13 protein-coding genes are annotated in these 12,390 nt (G+C 43.0%); 1 reads left to right on the top strand and 12 read right to left on the bottom strand.

Annotated features, from left to right (window positions below; genetic code table 11):
* Positions 1 to 101 precede the first annotated feature (101 nt).
* The 12 genes from NST24_RS18330 to sigY all read right to left on the bottom strand — a co-directional run bounded on the left by NST24_RS18330 (position 102) and on the right by sigY (position 10,859).
* Entirely contained in the window at positions 102 to 1,430 is a 1,329-nt protein-coding gene (locus tag NST24_RS18330) for a 6-phospho-beta-glucosidase (protein WP_007497885.1), read from the bottom strand.
* Positions 1,427 to 1,753, bottom strand: coding sequence for a PTS lactose/cellobiose transporter subunit IIA (locus tag NST24_RS18335; RefSeq protein WP_008345561.1), 327 nt, complete (start codon positions 1,751 to 1,753; stop codon positions 1,427 to 1,429). Before NST24_RS18335 ends, NST24_RS18330 begins: the two co-directional genes overlap by 4 nt.
* A 26-nt stretch (positions 1,754 to 1,779) precedes the next feature.
* A complete protein-coding gene (gene celB / locus NST24_RS18340; protein ID WP_178929745.1) occupies positions 1,780 to 3,129 on the bottom strand; it encodes a PTS cellobiose transporter subunit IIC in 1,350 nt (449 codons plus the stop codon).
* A gap of 14 nt (positions 3,130 to 3,143) precedes the next feature.
* Positions 3,144 to 3,449 carry a PTS sugar transporter subunit IIB gene (locus tag NST24_RS18345; protein WP_007497889.1) on the bottom strand — a complete coding sequence of 102 codons (306 nt, stop codon included), beginning with the start codon at positions 3,447 to 3,449 and terminating at the stop codon, positions 3,144 to 3,146.
* 121 nt (positions 3,450 to 3,570) lie between these two features.
* On the bottom strand, positions 3,571 to 5,514 hold the full coding sequence (locus NST24_RS18350) for a BglG family transcription antiterminator (RefSeq protein ID WP_178929744.1): 1,944 nt from the start codon (positions 5,512 to 5,514) through the stop codon (positions 3,571 to 3,573).
* Positions 5,515 to 5,754: 240 nt separating this feature from the next.
* On the bottom strand, positions 5,755 to 6,369 hold the full coding sequence (locus tag NST24_RS18355) for a class F sortase (RefSeq protein WP_096882032.1): 615 nt from the start codon (positions 6,367 to 6,369) through the stop codon (positions 5,755 to 5,757).
* Between the two features lie 69 nt (positions 6,370 to 6,438).
* Positions 6,439 to 7,821, bottom strand: a complete 1,383-nt coding sequence (locus NST24_RS18360; protein ID WP_061420658.1) for a hypothetical protein — start codon at positions 7,819 to 7,821, stop codon at positions 6,439 to 6,441.
* A gap of 111 nt (positions 7,822 to 7,932) precedes the next feature.
* Positions 7,933 to 8,046 (bottom strand): hypothetical protein, encoded by a 114-nt coding sequence (locus NST24_RS18365; protein ID WP_008345567.1) that lies wholly within the window; start codon positions 8,044 to 8,046, stop codon positions 7,933 to 7,935.
* Positions 8,047 to 8,129: 83 nt separating this feature from the next.
* On the bottom strand, positions 8,130 to 9,500 hold the full coding sequence (gdhA, locus tag NST24_RS18370; RefSeq protein ID WP_342462088.1) for an NADP-specific glutamate dehydrogenase: 1,371 nt from the start codon (positions 9,498 to 9,500) through the stop codon (positions 8,130 to 8,132).
* A 308-nt stretch (positions 9,501 to 9,808) separates the two neighbouring features.
* Positions 9,809 to 10,021, bottom strand: coding sequence for a hypothetical protein (locus NST24_RS18375; RefSeq protein ID WP_008345569.1), 213 nt, complete (start codon positions 10,019 to 10,021; stop codon positions 9,809 to 9,811).
* Positions 10,018 to 10,329 (bottom strand): YxlC family protein, encoded by a 312-nt coding sequence (locus tag NST24_RS18380; protein WP_035389913.1) that lies wholly within the window; start codon positions 10,327 to 10,329, stop codon positions 10,018 to 10,020. Before NST24_RS18380 ends, NST24_RS18375 begins: the two co-directional genes overlap by 4 nt.
* Positions 10,329 to 10,859, bottom strand: coding sequence for an RNA polymerase sigma factor SigY (gene sigY, locus NST24_RS18385; protein WP_007497895.1), 531 nt, complete (start codon positions 10,857 to 10,859; stop codon positions 10,329 to 10,331). Before sigY ends, NST24_RS18380 begins: the two co-directional genes overlap by 1 nt.
* Positions 10,860 to 11,348: 489 nt before the next feature.
* Between sigY and NST24_RS18390 the strand changes: the two genes are divergently transcribed.
* The gene (locus NST24_RS18390; RefSeq protein WP_008345573.1) at positions 11,349 to 12,380 is read left to right on the top strand and encodes a pectate lyase; all 1,032 of its coding nucleotides are present in this window, start codon (positions 11,349 to 11,351) and stop codon (positions 12,378 to 12,380) included.
* Positions 12,381 to 12,390: the final 10 nt, after the last annotated feature.

The raw sequence follows: 12,390 nt of genomic DNA on the forward strand, positions 1-12,390 counted from the left end.
CTTTGAAGCAGTACATGTTGTTTTTTCTATCATACACTGCTTTCTCCGGTTTCCATATGAAAAAATCATAAAAAACGACCCCATAAAGGGGCCATTTTATTTTACGCATTCACTGATTTGAAGAACTGCGGTAAATATTCACGGTGCGCTTCAAGCATTTCATCTAAGATTTGCTTTGCAATTTCGTCAGAAGGAACGAGTGGATTGATGGTCATGGCGACAAGAGCCGTCTCGTAATCTCCTGTCACAGCTGCTTCAGCTGCCACACGCTCGAAGGACTTGATTTGTTGAACGAGTCCTCTCACAGCCACAGGCAGATCACCTGTCGCGATTGGTTTCGGTCCGTCCTTTGTAATGATACAGTTCACTTCAACCGCTGATTCGGCCGGAATGCTGGCAATCGCTCCTCTGTTCACTGTATTTACCGGTTGAATGTCATGTTTATCATTATAGATGGAGCTGATCAAATTACATGCTGCATCGCTGTAATAAGCCCCGCCTCTTTTTTCGAGCTGCGGCGGTTTAATCGATAAATCTGGGTCTTTATATAACTCAAATAGTTCATGCTCGACTTGCTGCACAACCTCTGCTCTTGTTCCTTTTTCTTGAGCCGCTTTTTGTTCTTCCTCCAGCATATCTTTCGTTTTATAGTAATAACGATGATACGGACATGGAATGACCCCTAAGCCTTTGACGAAAGAAGGCTCCCAGTTTTTCGCTTCAATATTCCTCATGGACCACTGGCTATTTGGATTTCCTAATTCATCGAGCACTTGATCCATAATGCTGACCCCGTCTAAATACACATCTAAGCCATAGACCATGTGATTGAGGCCTGCAAATTGTACTTCAATGCGTTCGACATCGACATCCAGCGCTTTTGCAATGCCCATTTTGATTCCAATCGGCACATTGCATAGACCGACCACTTTTTTCAGATTCGTGTAGCGTAACACCGCCTCTGTGACCATGCCTGCTGGATTTGTAAAGTTCACCAGCCATGCATCTGGGCAAAGCTCTTCCATATCCTTCACGATGTCTAGAATGACTGGAATGGTGCGTAGACCTTTAAATAACCCGCCTGGACCATTCGTTTCCTGTCCAATGACGCCATATTTAAGCGGGATTCTCTCATCCTTGGCTCTGGCTTCGAGCAGTCCTACACGAAATTGTGTCGTGACAAAGTCCGCATCTTTCAGAGCTGCCCGGCGGTCAAGGGTGAGGTGCACTTCAATCGGCAAACCTGCTTTTTCAACCATACGTTTTGCAAGGGCACCCACGATGTTCAACTTTTCCTGACCTGCTTCAATATCCACAAGCCATAATTCCTTTACAGGCAATTCTTGATATCGTTTAATAAACCCTTCGACGAGCTCAGGCGTATAGCTTGATCCACCGCCTATTGTGACAATTTTAATTCCGTCTTTCATGAATTGACACCTCCGAATTGCTTCATTTTTTCATGGAGCTCAATGATTTCAGCTGCAAGCTCCTTGACGGTCATTGCGTTCATCAGATGATCCTGTGCATGAATCATCAAGAGACTGACGTCGGTTTTCTCTCCTCTGATTTCTCCTTGGATCAGCTCTGTCTGTGCGTGATGCGCCTCATTTAACGCGTCTTGTGCTTCCTGCAATTTTTGCTTCGCCTCATCAAAATTGCCTTGCTTTGCACATGTAATGGCCTCCATGGCCGAGCTTCTGCCATTACCACCGTGCAAGATGAGTTGAAACACAATTTGTTCCATTTCCATCGGCCGCATCCCCCTTGTTCCCTCTATTACATGCTGACGACATTTTCATCTGTTGATGCTTTTGCTTCAAGCTCATTTTCTTCTTTCAATTTCTGCTTATCCCACATTCTAAAGAATGGATAGTATAGCGCAAATGACAAGGCAAGGTTAAACAGCTGCATGACCGCGCCAGAGATTTTCCCACCTGTTGCGAGATAGCCTGAAATGATTGGCGGCATTGTCCACGGGACAGCGATCCCTGCCGGTTTTGCTACAAGTCCTGTGCTCATTCCGATATATGTGGTGATGATCATCATAATTGGGGTAAGGATAAACGGAATGAGAAGCATTGGGTTCATCACAATCGGCATTCCAAAAATGATCGGTTCGTTGATGTTAAAGATGGCTGGCCCAATCGCAAGACGGCCAAGCTGTTTCATTTGTTTACTTCTCGCACGCAAGATCATGGTCAGTACCAAAGCAAGCGTCGCGCCGCTTCCGCCGACATTGATAAAGATTTCAAAGAACTGCGCTGTGAAAATATTCGGCAGCACTTCTCCTGCTTGGAAGGCAAGACGGTTTTCATCCATCGCACCGAGCCAAATCGGACCCATGACTCCACCGACAATGGTGGCTCCGTGAATACCACATGCCCAGAGGAGCATTTGCACACCGATGGCAACGATACTTCCGCCTAAGCTTCCACCAAGAATGGATAGTGGTGTGCCGATTAAGACCGTGATGATATTATGAATACTCTCAAAAGGTGTCATCTCAATCAGAAGCCTAGCGACCCAGATCAGCGTGATGACCACAAAACCTGGAATAAGTGCGATAAACGATTTACTAACTGCTGGCGGTACACCATCAGGCATTTTGATAACGATATTCCGCTGTACAATAAAGCGGTAAATTTCGGTGGAAAGCATGGCAATAATCATGGCAACGAATAGCCCTTTACTGCCCATCAGTGTGACGGGAATACCGCCATTCACTAGGATAGCTTCTGTTGATCCTTCAGGTGTGAACGGTACTTGATAAGGTGTGGCTAGGAGGAAAGCTGCGACAGCAATTGCACCAGATGACAGTGCATCGACTGCATACTTTTCAGCTAACCTGTACGCGATCCCAAAGGTCGCAACAAGTGCCATAATGTCAAAGGTGGCATTCACAGGATAGGATAGTTTCGTGGCCCATTCGGCTCCGAAGACACTTGCCATAAAATCGCTATATCCTGGAATCGGAAGGTTGGCTAAAATAAGAAACAGTGAACCGACGATAATGAGAGGCATGGTTAAAACAATTCCGTCACGCAATGCTTGTAAATGTCTTTGAGCGGCAATCTTCCCTGCAAACGGCATAACCTTCTCTTCTAGAAATCGGTTGAATCCATTCATCCCTTCCGCCCCCTTTATCCGTTCACTAACTGTTCAGCAGATTTTAAAACCTCAGCACCATTACATACGCCATAATGCACGGTATTAATCACGTCTACTGGAATTCCTTTGTCTTCTCCGAGTTTTTTCATTTGCGGTAATAAATATCGAACTTGAGGTCCTAATAAAAGCACATCGGCTTGATCAATATGATTTTTTGCAGCATCTCCAGATACTGCCCAAATACGATAGTCTTTTCCTTGTTCTTGTGCACTTTTCTCCATTTTTGTGACAAGTAAGCTTGTTGACATACCTGCTGCACAAACTAATAAAATGTTCATTGTAAACGCCCCCTTTTTGAAGTATGAAGCTTTTCTTTACACATTCATCATATTATGAAACCGCTTTCATAAACACCCATACTTTTTCCTTTAGGAAGCGGAAAAAGTTAATATCACACCATTAGTTCTTGTACGAAGGCGCTTTTTTATCCATGACATCCAGCATGTCTTCAAAGGTGTCACAGGTGATGAGGTGCTGAATAAATTTCACATGATGGACAAGCTCTCCAAGCAGACGGTACATGCCTTTTAAGTCTTTGGCATTCTCTTTTTCGACACAAAGCAAGCACACAAATTGAACTTTTTTCTCTCCCCAAATAATCGGTTTTTCTAATGTACAGATCGCCCAAAACGTCTCTTCTGTTAGCGGGGTCATCGGATGCGGAATCGCTGTATAATGCCCAAATGAAGTCGGTGCAGACGCTTCTCTTTCCATCACAGATTGTGTAAGTTCTGCTGGCGCTAAGCCCATGTCAATGACCTTTTGCGTGAGAAAGTGTATGACCTCTTCCTTTGTTTGAAAGGCGCGTTTTGTAAAGACTAATTCCTTTTTCATATATTGCGTGGCTAATGTCACTCTTGTTTCACTTGTCAAAGCATCTTCTATTTTTAAAAAATCACTGCCTCCTAAAATCGTGTTCACTTGAATGACCGGAATCGGTAAATCCATATGAATGGGAATGGTCGAAATAATTAAATCCAATGCATGTAAAGAGACATGCGGAAGGGAATAAAGCTCTGCTGTTCCTAAAATGGTCAGCTTCGACCCAAATTGTGACCGCAAACGATCTTGAAGTAGCCTTGCACTCCCTGCACCAGACGCACAGACAATCAGGCATCGCTTCGGTGGTATCTCCATTTTCCTGCGCTCTAAGGCCGCACCAAAATGAAGTGCCATATAGCCGATCTCATTTTCATGAATGGACAAACCTGTCTCTTCTTCAATGACCCTGCTCGCCACAATCCCTGCTTCAAAGGCAATTGGATAGCCCGCTTTGATCTCATCAAGCATTGGATTTCTTAAATTCATTCCATACTTACACCGATTGATCGCTGGCTTTAAGTGCAAACTGAGGCCAATCAGCAATTCCGCATCTCCCGCTAAATCCAGCTGCAATTTTTGATCAATGGCTTTCAGCATCAGCTGAACAAGACGGCTCGTGTCATCATCCACAATTTGTTTTTGACCGCCCGTTGAAAAAGACTGTACCATTTTGGCTGTTCCTAGCAAATGAATGGCGATATAAACGATTTCCTCTTGTGGAAATGAGACATCCAGCAGCCCTTCAAGACGCTCAACCATTTTTTTGGCTACCTTGTATTCTTTTGCCCTTGGGATTTCGTTGATTTCTTCAGGCAGCACAGATACATAGTTTCCGTGTCTAATCCGTTTACAGGCAATAGCAATATGAACAATTAAATTATTCATGCAAATGTCTGATAGATTCATTTTTTCCTCGTTGATATAATCAATCATGGTTCTCTGAATCAATTCCAGCTCATGTTTTGGCAAAATCGTAACCGCCGTGTTCAGCATTGTTTGATAGGAACGCCGTTCATTGAATAAATATTCTGACATGCAATAACGGATTTTCATCTCAGATCCTTTGATCCGGCAGCCTTTATTCGGCTTTGCTTCCAGCTTCAGATCAAAGGGTTCGAGCTTACGTTTGACCCATTTCATGTCATTACTCATCGTCGATTTACTAATAAACAGCTGCTCCTGTAAGTCTTCCAGCTTCACATATGATTCCGCTAGAAGCAGCTTTTTCAAAATAAATCGAACTCGTTCTTCTGGAAGAATAGCAAGCGGTTCTTCCTGTTCGACTTCTTCCTTCATAAAACGGCGAAAGGCATTCTCATCGTTGATCAACAGCTCATAGCCAGCGCCTCTAACAGCTGATACAGCTGCTTGATAAGGGGCTAGACGCTCATTCAGTTCCTTGATGTCTGTTCGGATGGTGCGGCTTGTCACTTGTAAACTGACAGAAAGCGCAGCGCTCGTGAGAGGAGTCTCAGCTGCCATCAGCTGACTTAAAATGTGCGCCAGTCTTTTACTCAGCATTAGGTCGGCCTCCTTCATTTAGGGTGGAGAATCTGCCTTGTTTGGACAGGTTGTATACGCTTACAGTTCTCTTCATTACTCATATTCTACTGAAAAGAAATAAAAATTGCCAACTCATTTATATGACAAACGCCCCTATTTATACAACCAACCATATCTAATGACCTATGAATCTTCTTCTAAGATGCTGTTGTGGAAATCATGAAAAAAAGGCGTTACACCTCCGTGTATCCGCCTTTTTTATGAGGAAATCAGTTGTGTAAAAACAACCAATCTTTTTTCATGTGTACCGGCTGCATGATCAAAAGTTCCCGTACATGTGATGAAATTGAGATTCCGTGTAAAGGCGTACCCGAAAAAAGCATTTGGTTTCTCTTCGCGCGGATAGCTTTTCACCTTGAGAACCTCAAAGGTTCGCTTTTCCCCTGACGAGGATGTCACAATGACTTTGTCTCCCTTTTTTAGCTCCTTTAGTCGATAAAAAACAGCTGGACCCCATTTATTATCAACATGACCATTTATAACAGCATTCCCTTTATCACCAGGCTTCGGACCATCTTCAAACCAAGCTGTGTGATCTGAATTTTGCGGAACACCCATACTGCCATCCTTTGATAAAGTCGTTTTTTCCACTTTTGCTTGGACATCAATCGCTGGAATGGAGATGTCAGCTGGCACAATACCCGATGGCTCATCTTTTAACGTGTCGTGTGAATGAGATGGATTCTTGGCTTGTTTTGCTGTCATTGGCTCAGGAGATGATGCAGTTTCAGAGGATGACTTTTCATCTATTGATTGGGATGCGCAGCCCGTGATGATGAAAAGCGTCAGAATACCAAACAGCCATCTTTTCACGCAAGTCGACCTCCTTTTGAAGAAAGGAACGGCACGATTGTGCACGTTCCCTCTTGTCTTGATGCCTGCTTAATTTGATGGTTTACGGCGAATGAGGAAGAACGCCCCCACTGCACCTCCGGCTAAGATGAGACTTGCCATCATCCCAGCAAATGCTTCATATGACATACCTAATGGACCGGCTGTGCCTCCCATACCTGTTTTCGGCATCTCATTTGGCATGTTGGATTTGAACATGTCAGGATGCTGATCGACAATAGCTGATGCGACATCTTGACCAACCATGAACATATGGCCGTATGCTTCTCTGACAGTCGGGTACAGCTGATCATATTCACCATGATGATAAGACGTGTACGTTTTGATGAGCTCATCAATATGGGTTTTCAACCCAGCTTCTAAGTCAGCCGCCTTCAATCGTCCATCTGTCGCTTGATCTAAAAATTTTGCTTGTTTCATACGGTAAGCATCTAAATCTTTGACAGCCTTTTCTTTTGCTTGCTCGTCTCCTGATGCATCCGCTTTAACATAATCAACTAAATATCCGATATGACTTGACCAGATCGTTTTAAATTGTTTTCCTGCATCTTTTCCGTAGACAGAAGCGATAGCATCTGATAAATCATTTGTATTTTCATTTAAGGCTGCTGCCGCTTGGTCAAAGTCCTTGCTGCCATCATTCCCTTTTTGCATAGCCACTACCGCGAGTGCCAAATGCTCTGAGAACAAGTAGTTTAAATCCTCACGAAGATCTGCCGCTGGAGTATCGACTGATTTTTGATCAAATTTCCCAGGAAATTGATCTGTAATCGCCCATGATACACCTTTACCTACTTCAAACATATGATGAATGGATTTTCTGACCGTTTCATAGGTTGTATCAAAATCCTTTTCTGTGTAACTGTCAAAAGCTTTTAGCAGTTCATTGACGTGCATCTTTAACCCTTCTTCAAGTTCACTTGCTTTCAATCTTCCACCTGTTGCTTTATCAAGCATATCAGCTTGTTTCATGCGGTATTGATCAAGCTCTTTGACCGCTTTCTTTTTACCTGCTTCATCTTTTTTCGCTGTCGCTTGTACATAATCAACGAAGTAGCCGATATGGCTTGACCAAATCTCTTTGAATTGTTTCCCTGCTTTTTTTCCATACACAGAGGCGATCGCATCCGATAGATCATTCGTGTTTTCATTTAACGCTGTTGCTGCTTGATCAAAATCTTTACTGCCGTCAATTCCCTTTTGCATCGTGATCACTGCTAAATAAGCATGCTCTGAGAAGAGCTGATCAAGCGCTGCGCGAAGATCCGTTGCTTTATTTGACACCTCTTGTGATGGTGACGACTTTTTTGCATCCCCATGCATATGTCCTTCGTGTGCACTTGCCATTTGAGCAGTTGGTAATAATAATGCTGCACTAAGCGGGATCGTTAAAAATGCTTTTTTCATTTTCATCTGTTTTGCCTCCTCTTTCCGTTTGTTATGTACTTAACGGAGAGAGAAGTGATATGGATCATTCACACAGCATATTTTTTTGTTTCATGCATTTCATAAAAAAAAGCCGGATTACCCGGCTGATACGTTACGACTTTTGGATGCTTTTCGTTCTTTGTATATTTTCCTCACCACTGGATAAATCACTGGTGCCCATTTGACAATTTGTTTCAGCCACTTTTTCATTTTCTCCCGCGCCTCCTTATTGTCATTCTTACAAGACGATTCCCGATCTTGTCATGAAATAAACAGGTGCGGGAGAGCAGGAGTTAAATGACGCCTTGTGCGATCATGGCATCTGCCACTTTGCGAAATCCTGCAATATTTGCGCCTACCATTAAGTTTCCAGCGTATCCGTATTCTTCAGCTGTCTCAGTACACTGACGATAAATCGACTGCATCATTTGTTTCAACTGACCATCTACTTCTTCAAAAGTCCAAGACATTCTCGCACTGTTTTGCGCCATTTCTAACGCCGAAACACCCACTCCCCCTGCATTTGCTGCTTTTGCTGGTGCAAACAAAATATCATGTTGTTCAAATACTTTGACGGCCTCAAGTGTGGACGGCATATTGGCCCCTTCTCCTACAGCGATGACACCGTTTGCCACTAGTTGCTGTGCTTGCGACTCTGAAATTTCATTTTGGGTCGCACATGGCAGCGCAATGTCACAAGGGAGAGACCAAATTTGTTCGCAATCTTCAATCAATTCAGCATGCGGGTGAATGTCTATGTAGGCACTAATTCGCTGGTTATCGAATTCCTTCAGCTGCTTCACTGTCTCAAGTGAAATGCCTTGAGGGTCGTAAATGGCTCCGCTTGAATCACTACAAGCCACAACCTTTCCGCCTAATTCCAATACTTTTTCTATCGCATAAATCGATACATTTCCTGACCCAGACACAACAACAGATCGTCCTTCAAATTGCATTCCGTGGGCTTTTAACATTTCTTCCATAAAGTACACCAGTCCATAGCCGGTCGCTTCTTTTCTTGCTAAACTGCCTCCGAAGCCAGGGCTCTTTCCTGTCAGGACACCTGCTTCATACGCACCACGCATTTTTTTGTACTGGCCGAACATATAGCCGATTTCGCGTGCGCCTACCCCAATATCTCCTGCCGGTACATCTTGATCAGGTCCAATATAACGACTGAGTTCACTCATAAAGCTTTGAACAAAACGCATGATTTCTCCATCAGATTTCCCTTTAGGATCAAAATCTGATCCACCTTTTCCTCCGCCGATCGGCAAACCTGTCAGTGCATTTTTAAAGATTTGTTCAAATCCTAAAAACTTGATGATGCTTGCATTGACCGATGGGTGGAAACGAATGCCCCCCTTATAAGGACCGATGGCACTATTAAATTGAACCCTGAATCCTCTATTCACCTGTACTTTGCCTTCATCGTCTACCCATGGTACACGAAACGTCACAAGCCGCTCAGGCTCAATTAAGCGTTCTAAGACCCCCTGTTTTTCGTACTCTGGGTGTTTTGCAAAAACTGGGACGAGGGATTCCAGAATTTCTTTCACGGCTTGCTGGAATTCCGCCTCGCCTGGATTCCGTTTTTCTACATCCTCTAGCACACGGTGGATGTAGCTTTGTGCTGTTTGTGCTGCTCGATCTAAGGTCAACATGTCTCATCTGCCTCCTTGTCAATATCTCACTCTTTGGTTGTTAGATTTTCTAACGCATATTGAGATTAATTTAACACCATTTGTAAAAACTGATCAATATTGATAACAGATGAAAACGATGCCGAAATGAGATAGATCAAACAGAATCACCTTCCGTCATGAAAATGACCCGCTCAAAGAATGACTATCGTGCTAGAAATGACGAACTGGACGTTCAACATCCCGCTTTCTTTGACACATTCATGAAACTTTCATTTTTTCTAGATGATGATCATTCAAAAAAAAGGTCAAAAGTTTTACAACGTCTTTCAATCTTTCCTGAGCTTTTCTCCTCTTTTACGATCAGGTAAGACAACACACAGCCAATATAAAATAGAAGAAGATGGGAAGTTGATTAACCCAATGATGCCCCAGAACCATTTATAACGCCCTCTTTTCTTAGCATCCATAAATAAGAGAAATCCCTGTGCAAACAGTAACGGTAATGCGCACAATAAGATGATCATTTCCGTCTGACTCATAAGGAGGACCCTCCTTTAATATGTTGGTATTCCTTGATGCCGACAACCACACAGAGTGGCACGCTCACCACTTGGAGAAGAATGAAGATGATGGGCAAATGAGTAATGGCAGCTGCAAAAAGTGTCATGATGGTCAGACTGACGATGATGTACGCCAGCACTTCTTGTTTAAAACGTTTTTTCTCTTTTTCCTTTGCCTGCTTTAGCATCAACATCAAAGCTTGTTCACTCGGCTTTTCTACTTCGATTTGTTCATCGAGCTCCTGCAACTCCTCTTTTAAACGATCGGCGAAACGATCTTCTTTCATCAGTCCCACTCCTTTCGAATTTTCTTGATCCCATGATGAACCCTCGATTTCACCGTACCTTCTCTCACCCCGAGCATCGAAGCGATTTCAGGGTAAGTAAAGCCATAATAGTAATGGAGAAGGATCGGTGCTCTCTCCTGAGCCTTTAACTCATTTAGAGCATCCCACATGTCATGCCAAGTATGGCCTTTTTGCTGAACATCCCATTTGAACCGGCGGATGGCTTCTTGATTCGCCTTTCCTTCTCTCGTTTGTTCACGTTTTCTTTTCTTTTGATGATCTAAAAATTGTCTAGATGCAATGGACATGAGCCATGTTGAAAATAATGAATCTCCTCTAAAAGAAGAAAGTTTCATGTACGCTTTGAGCATCGTTTCTTGCATGATCTCCTCTGTCAGCTCTTGTTGAAGGGTCAATTTCATCAAATAACGGTAAAGAAACGAATAATGATGCCGATAAAGGGCGGTAAATGCGGCATCATCCCCCTGTTTTGCCCGCTTGATCCATAAAGTCTCCTCGGTCTGCTCCAAACACGTCCCTCCTTCCTTTCTATCTCTTATTGATTAGACGACACCGGTGATCGCATCGTTTAAAATAGACCTTCTTTTTTTAAATTGGAGCCTTTTCTACCTACTGTTTAGCGCATGGATCTATTTGATATCCATTTTTTTCTTATGTAATGATTATGACATGTCTTTGTCTCTAACAAAATGACGCTTTCGTAATCATCTTGATTTTCCTTGAAAAGAAGAACGTCCTTTTCATAATCACTAGGTTACCCCAATACCTATCGTCAATGATCCTTGTCTCATGTAGATAAATTGAAATAATCATTGCCTTAGTTTCCTTGAAAATCGTGGAATACTTCGTTCCAATTCTTAGCCGATGATACCTTTTTGCGTGCTATGCTCTTCCTACATTCCGAAAGAGGCGATGCTGGCGAAGGAAGGAGGAGCGGTTGAATCGCAGCTTATTTTGGAAACGTTTACATTAAAACAAAATAGAGAATGGAGATGTTCATGTTGAAGAAAAAAGTTCCAATGTTAGCTGGTGTGTTAGCGGTTGGTCTCGTGACTTCATTATTTGCGCCAAATGGGGAGGCAAAAGCAGCAACGAAATATCCAGAAAGCCCTTCGATTATGGCCAATTTTAATCAGCAAGGATTCTCCACATTAAATGGCGGTACAACAGGCGGTGAAGGCGGTAAAACGGTGACGGTGAAAACCGGAAATGAACTATTAGCTGCCCTCAAAAGCAAAGGAACAAATGAAAAATTGAAAATCGTGGTAGACGGAACGATTACTCCTTCTAATACATCAGCCAATAAAATTGATGTGAAAGATACAAACAATGTCTCCATCGTCGGTAAAGGGACAAACGGCGAATTTAATGGGATTGGTATTAAAGTATGGCGTGCTAATAACGTCATCATCCGCAACCTCAAAATCCATCACAGCAAAATCGGTGATAAAGATGCCATCGGAATCGAAGGTGGCTCTAAAAACGTATGGGTCGACCATAATGAACTCTACAACACTTTGAACTCTGGGAAAGATGACTATGATGGGTTATTCGATGTGAAAAATGACTCCGATTACATTACGTTCTCATGGAACTATGTCCATGACAGCTGGAAAACAATGCTGATGGGCAGCTCCGATAACGATAACTACAACAGAAAAATCACATTCCACAACAACCGCTTTGAAAACTTGAACTCTCGTGTACCGTCTATGCGCTACGGAGAAGGTCATGTGTATAACAACTACTACAAAGGCATCCATACAACTGCGATTAACTCTCGTATGGGCGCAAAAATGAGAATTGAGCACAACGTATTTGAAAATACAAACAATGCCATTGGCAGCTGGGACAGCCGTCAAGTCGGTACATGGCATGTCATCAACAACTCATATATTAATAGCACAGGCAGTCTGCCAACGTCTTCAACAGGTACGTACAACCCTCCTTATAACTACTCTTTGCTTAACGTGAACAATGTGAAATCAGAAGTTGTATCAAATGCGGGTGTAGGAAAAGTAAATCCTTAAACTCAAAAAA

This window comes from Bacillus sp. FSL R5-0286 (assembly GCF_038593245.1).
Classification (GTDB): Bacteria; Bacillota; Bacilli; order Bacillales; family Bacillaceae; genus Bacillus; species Bacillus altitudinis.

Coding starts and splice junctions, on each gene's coding strand:
- NST24_RS18345 (WP_007497889.1), bottom strand. CDS start 3,449: ATGAACATTTTATTAGTTTGTGCAGCAGGTATGTCAACAAGCTTACTT.
- NST24_RS18330 (WP_007497885.1), bottom strand. CDS start 1,430: ATGAAAGACGGAATTAAAATTGTCACAATAGGCGGTGGATCAAGCTAT.
- NST24_RS18365 (WP_008345567.1), bottom strand. CDS start 8,046: ATGAAAAAGTGGCTGAAACAAATTGTCAAATGGGCACCAGTGATTTAT.
- NST24_RS18350 (WP_178929744.1), bottom strand. CDS start 5,514: ATGCTGAGTAAAAGACTGGCGCACATTTTAAGTCAGCTGATGGCAGCT.
- gdhA (WP_342462088.1), bottom strand. CDS start 9,500: ATGTTGACCTTAGATCGAGCAGCACAAACAGCACAAAGCTACATCCAC.
- celB (WP_178929745.1), bottom strand. CDS start 3,129: ATGAATGGATTCAACCGATTTCTAGAAGAGAAGGTTATGCCGTTTGCA.
- NST24_RS18360 (WP_061420658.1), bottom strand. CDS start 7,821: ATGAAAATGAAAAAAGCATTTTTAACGATCCCGCTTAGTGCAGCATTA.
- NST24_RS18390 (WP_008345573.1), top strand. CDS start 11,349: ATGTTGAAGAAAAAAGTTCCAATGTTAGCTGGTGTGTTAGCGGTTGGT.
- NST24_RS18375 (WP_008345569.1), bottom strand. CDS start 10,021: ATGAGTCAGACGGAAATGATCATCTTATTGTGCGCATTACCGTTACTG.
- NST24_RS18380 (WP_035389913.1), bottom strand. CDS start 10,329: ATGAAAGAAGATCGTTTCGCCGATCGTTTAAAAGAGGAGTTGCAGGAG.
- NST24_RS18335 (WP_008345561.1), bottom strand. CDS start 1,753: ATGGAAATGGAACAAATTGTGTTTCAACTCATCTTGCACGGTGGTAAT.